7 protein-coding genes are annotated in these 7,152 nt (G+C 58.0%); 1 reads left to right on the top strand and 6 read right to left on the bottom strand.

Features of this window, described 5'->3' with window-relative positions; genetic code table 11:
- From hflX to SYN60AY4M2_RS00385, 6 genes are all read right to left on the bottom strand, one after another.
- Window positions 1-1,265 (bottom strand): GTPase HflX (hflX, locus tag SYN60AY4M2_RS00415; RefSeq protein WP_240527652.1); only part of this gene is annotated, 1,265 nt, incomplete at its 3' end.
- Between the two features lie 263 nt (window positions 1,266-1,528).
- Entirely contained in the window at window positions 1,529-1,960 is a 432-nt protein-coding gene (locus SYN60AY4M2_RS00410) for a DUF488 domain-containing protein (protein WP_099812065.1), read from the bottom strand.
- A gap of 340 nt (window positions 1,961-2,300) precedes the next feature.
- The gene (locus SYN60AY4M2_RS00400) at window positions 2,301-3,257 is read right to left on the bottom strand and encodes an ABC transporter permease (RefSeq protein ID WP_099812064.1); all 957 of its coding nucleotides are present in this window, start codon (window positions 3,255-3,257) and stop codon (window positions 2,301-2,303) included.
- A gap of 6 nt (window positions 3,258-3,263) precedes the next feature.
- Window positions 3,264-4,313, bottom strand: a complete 1,050-nt coding sequence (locus tag SYN60AY4M2_RS00395) for an ABC transporter permease (RefSeq protein ID WP_099812063.1) — start codon at window positions 4,311-4,313, stop codon at window positions 3,264-3,266.
- A complete protein-coding gene (locus SYN60AY4M2_RS00390; RefSeq protein ID WP_240527651.1) occupies window positions 4,303-5,829 on the bottom strand; it encodes an ABC transporter ATP-binding protein in 1,527 nt (508 codons plus the stop codon). The genes SYN60AY4M2_RS00395 and SYN60AY4M2_RS00390 overlap by 11 nt, the downstream gene beginning before the upstream one ends.
- Window positions 5,830-5,836: 7 nt before the next feature.
- Window positions 5,837-6,865 (bottom strand): BMP family protein, encoded by a 1,029-nt coding sequence (locus SYN60AY4M2_RS00385; protein WP_099812061.1) that lies wholly within the window; start codon window positions 6,863-6,865, stop codon window positions 5,837-5,839.
- A gap of 73 nt (window positions 6,866-6,938) precedes the next feature.
- On the opposite strand from SYN60AY4M2_RS00385, the gene SYN60AY4M2_RS14160 reads away from it, so the two are divergent.
- Window positions 6,939-7,152 (top strand): hypothetical protein (locus tag SYN60AY4M2_RS14160; RefSeq protein WP_206336900.1); only part of this gene is annotated, 214 nt, incomplete at its 3' end.

Raw genomic sequence — 7,152 nt, 5'->3', positions numbered from 1 at the left:
AGCTCCCACTCCCGGCCCATGTAGCAGAACACCCCAATCAAAAAGTGCAGCACAATCAGCTGGTAGGGGCCGCCGTTGTACAGCCACTCGTCCAACTCTTGCCGCAGCTTGCTGATGCGCCGCTGGATGGCCCGCCGCTCCATTTCCAGTTGGGTTTCCCCAGGGCCACGGGTGCCGATGCCCCCACCTAGCCGAGACATGGTGCGACCGCGACCGGCCAGGCGAGGCAGCAAATACTGCAGTTGCGCCAGCTCCACCTGCAATTTTCCGGCCCGGGTTCTGGCCCGCTGGGCAAAAATATCCAAGATCACCTCGCTGCGATCCACCACCCGCACCCCCACCGCCTCTTCCAAGGTGCGCACCTGGCTGGGGGTGAGTTCCCGGTCGAACACCACCAAGTTAGCGCCCAGATCCTGGACCAGCAGCGCCAGCTCTTGCACCTTACCGGAGCCGATTACCGTGGCCGAGTTGGGTCCCTCCCGCCGTTGCCAGAGGGCTTGCAGCACCTGACCGCCGGCGCTTTCCACCAGGCGGCCCAGCTCCGCCAACCCATCCATGAGATCCTCGTAGCTCTGCCCGGACTCCTGCAGCCCCACCAGGATGGCCCGATCCTGATCCAGATCCACCTGGCGGGCGGTCACTTGGCGCCGAAAGCCATCTTCTAGCTCCGCCACCAGCTCCTGCAGATCCTGTTCTGCCAGGATCCCCAAAGGCAAAGGCTCAGAAACCTGCCAACGGCGCTCTCCCTCCGGCAGCAGATGGGCCAGATATGCCCGGTGAACAAAGCCCGTAGCCGCTCCTCCCCGGCGTCGGTGCCCTCCTGACTTGGACACGGAAAGGGTGATGAGGGCATCCAAACGCTGCAAAGCCATGGCCGTCAGCGCTTTTTGACCGGGGCCCCCCTCCCCCATTTGGGTGGTGATGCAGCGGATCCCGGATAGGCGCTCGGCCCCCTGGCGGGGCAATTCCCAAGCGGGAATCTGGGTTTCAAAAGGGGATCCCACCCCTACGCGGATCACCTGGCCGCGCCGGTTGAGGTAAACGCTGATGGGCCGGCCTTCCAACTCTTGGGTCAGGGATCCCAGCCGTTGGGCAAACTCCACCGTCACCAAGCGGTCGGGGGGTAGGCGCAGTTGGTAAAGCCGTTGCAGTTGCTTTTGTTGGTGGGGCTTTAACCCTTTGGCCTGTTCGCGAAAGCCTCGCGTAGCGATAGCAGAGCTGAAGCGGGGGTCGGTCTGATGGCGAGAGGTGCTAGCCCTGGGCATAGGGACGGGGAAAGACCCAAAAACAAGCTTTCATCTACCATACACGCTAGCTGACAGCAGGAACTTGGGATCCAAAAGCAACGGCGGCAAACACTGGCCCAGTGTTGGAGCTGCCCAAGCGGGGATCCCTGTATTGAGCTTGCTGTCGGTGAGAGAGTTTCCAAATCGGTTGGGCATCCCTTTCGCTCCGTGTTGCCGGAATCCTGCTGCAACTCGGAGTAGCTGCATAAATCGGAAAAAGCCGTAGTGCTAGCTCTTGGTTTTTATAGATGCACGATTTCAACATCACCCCATTTTCTGTGCAAATATTCAGCAACCAGCCTACGATGACAGTGCTCAGGAGTAGCTTCACTACAAAGCAGACATCCTCCATCGAGAATACTTTTATCCACTTGATCTTCGATACGACGCTCGGCCATCAACGACAAAAACTGTCTCTCATAATTAGACCAGTCACCACTAGCTTTATAAGCATCAAGAATTTCTTGGGTCGGTGCCAATTCTGGCAAATGAATGTATCCAAGCTTACAGATCTCGTGAAGGAAGAACTCTAGGTCATTCTTTTTCGTGAATCCCGCCAGTTGCGAGGTGTTATTAAGTCGAGTATCAACAACTCGAACCAGACCAGGCTGTTTTAAGCGATTAAAAAATTGCTCTGCACTTTTCTTCGTGAACCCTATTGTAAATATCTTCATGGCCTCGCGCTCCGCTCATCACTTTTTGACATTTTCTCATCTCGATAGGCGACACGCCTGCCTTGAATGAGATAGGCTTCGGCTATAAACTCTTCCCGACTTCTAAACAAGTCCCCCTCTGGAAGTTTGCAAAGGGCAAGAAGACGAGATTCTAGAGCCTCATGAGACGCATCCATTCCCCTGGCTCTCCGTTCTGCCATTCCTTGCCGGCAATACAGCGACCGGCCATTTTTCTGGAGTTGGCGAAACAGACAATCGTCTTGGCGTAAGACATACAGGCTTCTGGGGCAAGGGCAAAGGCTCAATGGGAGTAATTTTCGGCTTCTTGAAAGTCCAGTAGTCAAATCCGTTCTTCAGGGCGAAAGGGGATCAAAAGGGCGCGGGGCGCTTTGGCATGGCGAGAGACCAAAATCAACGCCACAATACTGAGCAGATAGGGCAACATTAAGAAAAACTGATAGGGGATCCGGCTACCCCAAAGCTGCTGAAGGCGCAATTGCAAAGCATCAAACCCGGCAAACAGCAACGCTCCTCCTAAGGCTCGCCAGGGATCCCAAGCGGCAAAAACCACCAGGGCAATGCAAATCCACCCCCGTCCATTGACGATATTGAAGAAAAACGCATCGAACGCAGAGAGGGTTAAAAAAGCGCCGGCCACTGCCATGAGAGCGCTGCCCACCATCACGGCCCCGGTGCGAACGGCATAGACCGGGATCCCCTGGGAAGCGGCAGCTTGGGGATTTTCCCCAACCATGCGCACGGCCAGGCCCAGAGGAGTTCGGTAGAGGATGTAGGCCATGAGGGGCACCAGGAGAAGGCTGAGGTAGGTGAGGGGCGGCTGGGTAAACAGGGTTTCTCCCAGAAAGGGCAGGCTGGAGAGACCGGGGATCGGCCAAGGGCTGAAGGGGACGATTTTGGGAGGAGAGGTGACCTGGGGCAGGGCCATGCGATAGACAAAATAGGCGGCATTGATGGTCAAGAGGGTAATGCCAATGCCGGTGACGTGCTGGGAAACCCCAAGGCGGACGGTCAACAGGCTGTGAATCAAGCCCACACCTGCACCGAGGACGGCAGCAAAGGCTACGCCCCACCACAATCCGGATCCCTGATAGACCACCAGCCAACCGGTCATGGCCCCCAGGGTCATGATCCCTTCGATGCCCAGATTGAGAACGCCGGCCCGCTCACAGAGGACTTCGCCCAAAGTGCCAAAGAGCAAGGGAGTGGCAATGCGCAGGGTGGCCACCCAAAAGCTGGTGGTGCTGATTAAGCTGATTAGACTCAGGAGTGCAGACACGGGTGCTCAGTCCCAGCGCAGACGATAACGGGCCAATCCCATGCAGACCAACATCCACAGCAGGGCAGCAGCAACAATGACATCGGCAAGATAGGTGGGAACGCCCAAGCTACGCCCCATGGTATCGGCTCCCACATAAACCCCGGCAATGAAAACTGCGGCCCCCACCACTCCCAAGGGATGCAGTTGGGCCAACAGGGCAACGACGATGCCGGTGTAGCCAAAGCCAGGGGATAAATCCAAGGTGAGATAGCCCTTGAGCCCGAGGAGTTCACAAGCTCCCGCCAAGCCTGCCAGCCCACCTCCCAACAATGAGGTATATAAAATAACTCTCCGGACTGGGATGCCGAGGAACCTGGCCGCTTCTGGGTTGGCGCCTACGGCTCGCATTTCTAAGCCCCAAACGGTGAACCGCTCTATGGCCCACACCCCCAGGGCAGCGAGCAGGGCGATGATTAAACCAGCGTGGAGACGACTGCGGGGGATCAGCCGCGGCAGTAGGGCGGCATCCACAAGGGCACGACCTTGGGGCCAACCCAGAGCCAGAGGATCTTTGAGGGGGCCTTCCAGGAGATAGCTAATCCCGAGAAGAATGACAAAATTGAGCAGCAAGGTGGTCACCACTTCGTCCACCTGGAACTGGGTCTTGAGCCAGGCCGGGATCCACAGCAGCAGCCCTCCAGCAATCCAGCCCGCCAGCAGCAGCACCAACACCAACCATGGGCGCGGCAGCGAAAGCCCAGCGGTGCCCAAGAGGCTGGCAGCCAGAGCCCCACCATAAAACTGGCCTTCCGCACCGATGTTCCACAACTTGGCCCGAAAACACACCGCCACCGCCAATCCCGTCAGGATCAGGGGAATGGCCCGCGTCAAAGTTTCGCTCAGGGCAAAGGGGGATCCCACCGCTCCCCGCAGCAAAGCTCCATAGGCTGCCAAAACCGGGGATCCCGTCCACAGGATCAACAGGCTACAGGAGAGGAAAGCCAGGACAATGGCTGCCATCGGCGCACTCAGGATCAGCCAAAGGGGCACCGTGGAACGAGGTTCAACACGCATCGGCCACCTCCTGCCCGGCCATACGCAACCCCAAGGCGGTCACCGTTGTGGTTTGGGTTGGGATTGCTGGGGAAAGCCGACCGCGATAGAGCACCGCCACCCGATCGGCCAAACTCAGCAATTCATCCAAGTCTTCAGAAATGAGCAGGATCCCGGCTCCAGCCCGGGCTGCTGCCAGCAGTTGGGCATGCACGTAAGCCACAGCCCCCAGATCCAGTCCCCGCGTCGGTTGGTGAGCCACAATCACCTGGGGATCCCGACACAGCTCCCGCGAGAGGATCACTTTTTGCATATTTCCGCCGGACAGCAGTTGCACTGGCATCTGGAGCGCCTGCCGCGGATCCCCACTCTGGAGTCCCCGCACGTCGTAGGTCTGTAGCCAGGTGTGAGCCTGCTGATAGATTTGCCGGTGACGCAGGATCCCCCACCGCGAGAATTCGGGATCCCGATAGCGCTCGATGACCCAGTTTTCCCATAGGCTAAGGGAACCAATCAGCCCAGTTTTGTGGCGGTCTTCTGGGATCCGGGCCATGCCTTGCCGCACCATCTCAGCAGGAGAGATCAGCCGCAGGACTCGGCCATGCAGATGGAGATGACCTTGGTGGGGCCGGATCACCCCACAGACCAGATCTGCCAGAACGGCCTGCCCATTGCCCGCCACCCCGGCAATACCCACGATTTCGTGACGCCGCACCGTCAGAGAAACCTGCTCCAGATGCTGCTGCCCTGCCCGACAGGAGACCTGCTGCAACTCTAAGACCGTCTCCCCCGGAGACAAAGGGGCTTTGACCACCGCCGCCAACCGCTGCCCCACCATCGCTTCCGCCAGAGCTGTGGGATGGATCTCAGCCGTCTTGCCCGTCATCACCACCCGCCCTGAGCGCAGCACCATCACCCGGTCACTGATGCGCATCACCTCCTGGAGCTTGTGGGAAATCAGCAGGATCCCCAGTCCGCGACCGGCCATCTGCCGTAGGGTGTGAAAAAACGGCTCAATTTCCGGTGGGGTCAACACCGCCGTAGGCTCATCCAAAATCAGGATCCGCGCCCCTCGATACAGCACCTTGAGGATCTCCACCCGCTGCCGCTCCCCCAAGGTTAGAGATCCCACCAGAGCATCGGGATCCACGGCCAACCCCAATTCCTCAGCTAGCTTTTGGATGCGCTGCCGTCCCTCTCGCCGCCGAGACCACAGGTGCCACAGGGGCTGAGTGCCCAGAAGAATGTTGTCCAGCACCGACAGATTATCGGCCAAGACCACATGCTGATGCACCATGCCTATCCCCGCCGCCAGGGCAGCCGCCGGGGATCCCAGCTTGAGGGGCCGACCAAACACCCACACCTGACCCTGATCGGGAACATAGTGCCCAAACAGGATATTCATCAGCGTCGTTTTGCCCGCCCCATTTTCCCCCAAGATGGCCAGAATCTCCCCGGCCCGCAGCTCAAGATCAATCTGGTCGTTGGCCAGCAGAGCACCAAAGCGCTTAGTAATGCCCACCACCTTCAAGGCCAAAGGCGCTTCAGAGGGTGGACTTGGGTTCGCTATCATCGATGGCTACAACAAAAGACCCTGCCAGAATCTCTGCCTGCCTCTGCATCACCTTAGCTTTCAGTTCAGCCGGAACCTTGTCGGCAAAGGTTCCCCAGTCGGAGAGGCTGGATCCCCCATATTTCATCATGCTGTAGATCCCGTAGTCCTCTGCCTTAAATTCTCCGGCCTTCACCGCGGCAATGGCTCTGTCGATGGTGGGTTCCATGTGCCACAGGGCGCTGACCACCACCGTTTCCGGGTAGTCCGGCTGGGTATCGATCACATTGCCGATGGCCAAAACGCCCCTCTCTTTAGCGGCATCAGATACCCCAAACCGCTCTGCATAGAGGATATCTGCACCGGCATCAATTTGGGCAAAAGCCGCCTCTTTGGCTTTGGGGGGATCAAACCAACTGCCGATAAAGGTGACCAAAAACTTCACCTCCGGCTGCAGTTCCCTCGCCCCTGCCATAAAAGCATTCATGAGGCGGTTCACTTCTGGAATGGGATAGCCCCCCACCATGCCGATGATTTTGGAGCGGGTCAGCCCCCCGGCCACCATTCCCGTCAAATAGGAAGGCTCGTGGATGTAGTTGTCAAACACGGCAAAATTGCTCAGGGCAGGATCCGGCTTGAGGCTGGATCCCATCAAAAAGCTGACCTTAGGATAGTCTTTGGCTACTTCCCGCGCTTCCCGCTCCACCCCGAAGACCTCACCCACCAGCAGTTGGACGCCGCTCTCGGCATACTGACGCAGCACCCGTGGGTAGTCGGTGTTGGAAACTGACTCTGACCAGGTGTAGTCAATATCCCCCCGCTTCTGGGCAGCCATCAACGCTTTATGGATCCGGCTCACCCACTGCTGCTCAATGGGAACCGTATAAACCCCGGCCACCTTCAGCTTGGTTCCTTGAGCCACCGCGGCATCGCGAACCAACCAGCGGCTCCCCATCAGGCCAGCCACAAAAGCCCCAGAACGCAGGCAGAAGTCCCGCCGGGAGAGTTCTAAACGTGCCATAGTCGCTTCTGTTGAGGTTACTTCGAGATCGGGTTACTGCTCGGCTTATCCTAAGGGGGAGATCCCTGAAAATATGTATCCTGAAATACAATTTTTTGAGAAGGAGCTTGTTTGTAATGGACAACGAAGTTTTGCTGACGGTTGGAATGGATGTAAGGGCCAAGTCCTCTCAAATCAGCTCTCGATAGATTATCCTTCTGACTACTTGGTTGATATCTTGCACAACCGGATGCTGTTGGGGACTACAGCCCTCTTTTATAAAGTGAGCAATAACCCAATCAACTGGT

Origin of the sequence: Synechococcus sp. 60AY4M2 (genome assembly GCF_002760375.1) — a bacterium.
Lineage (GTDB): Bacteria > Cyanobacteriota > Cyanobacteriia > Thermostichales > Thermostichaceae > Thermostichus.
This window is presented reverse-complemented; position numbering and strand designations above follow the sequence as displayed.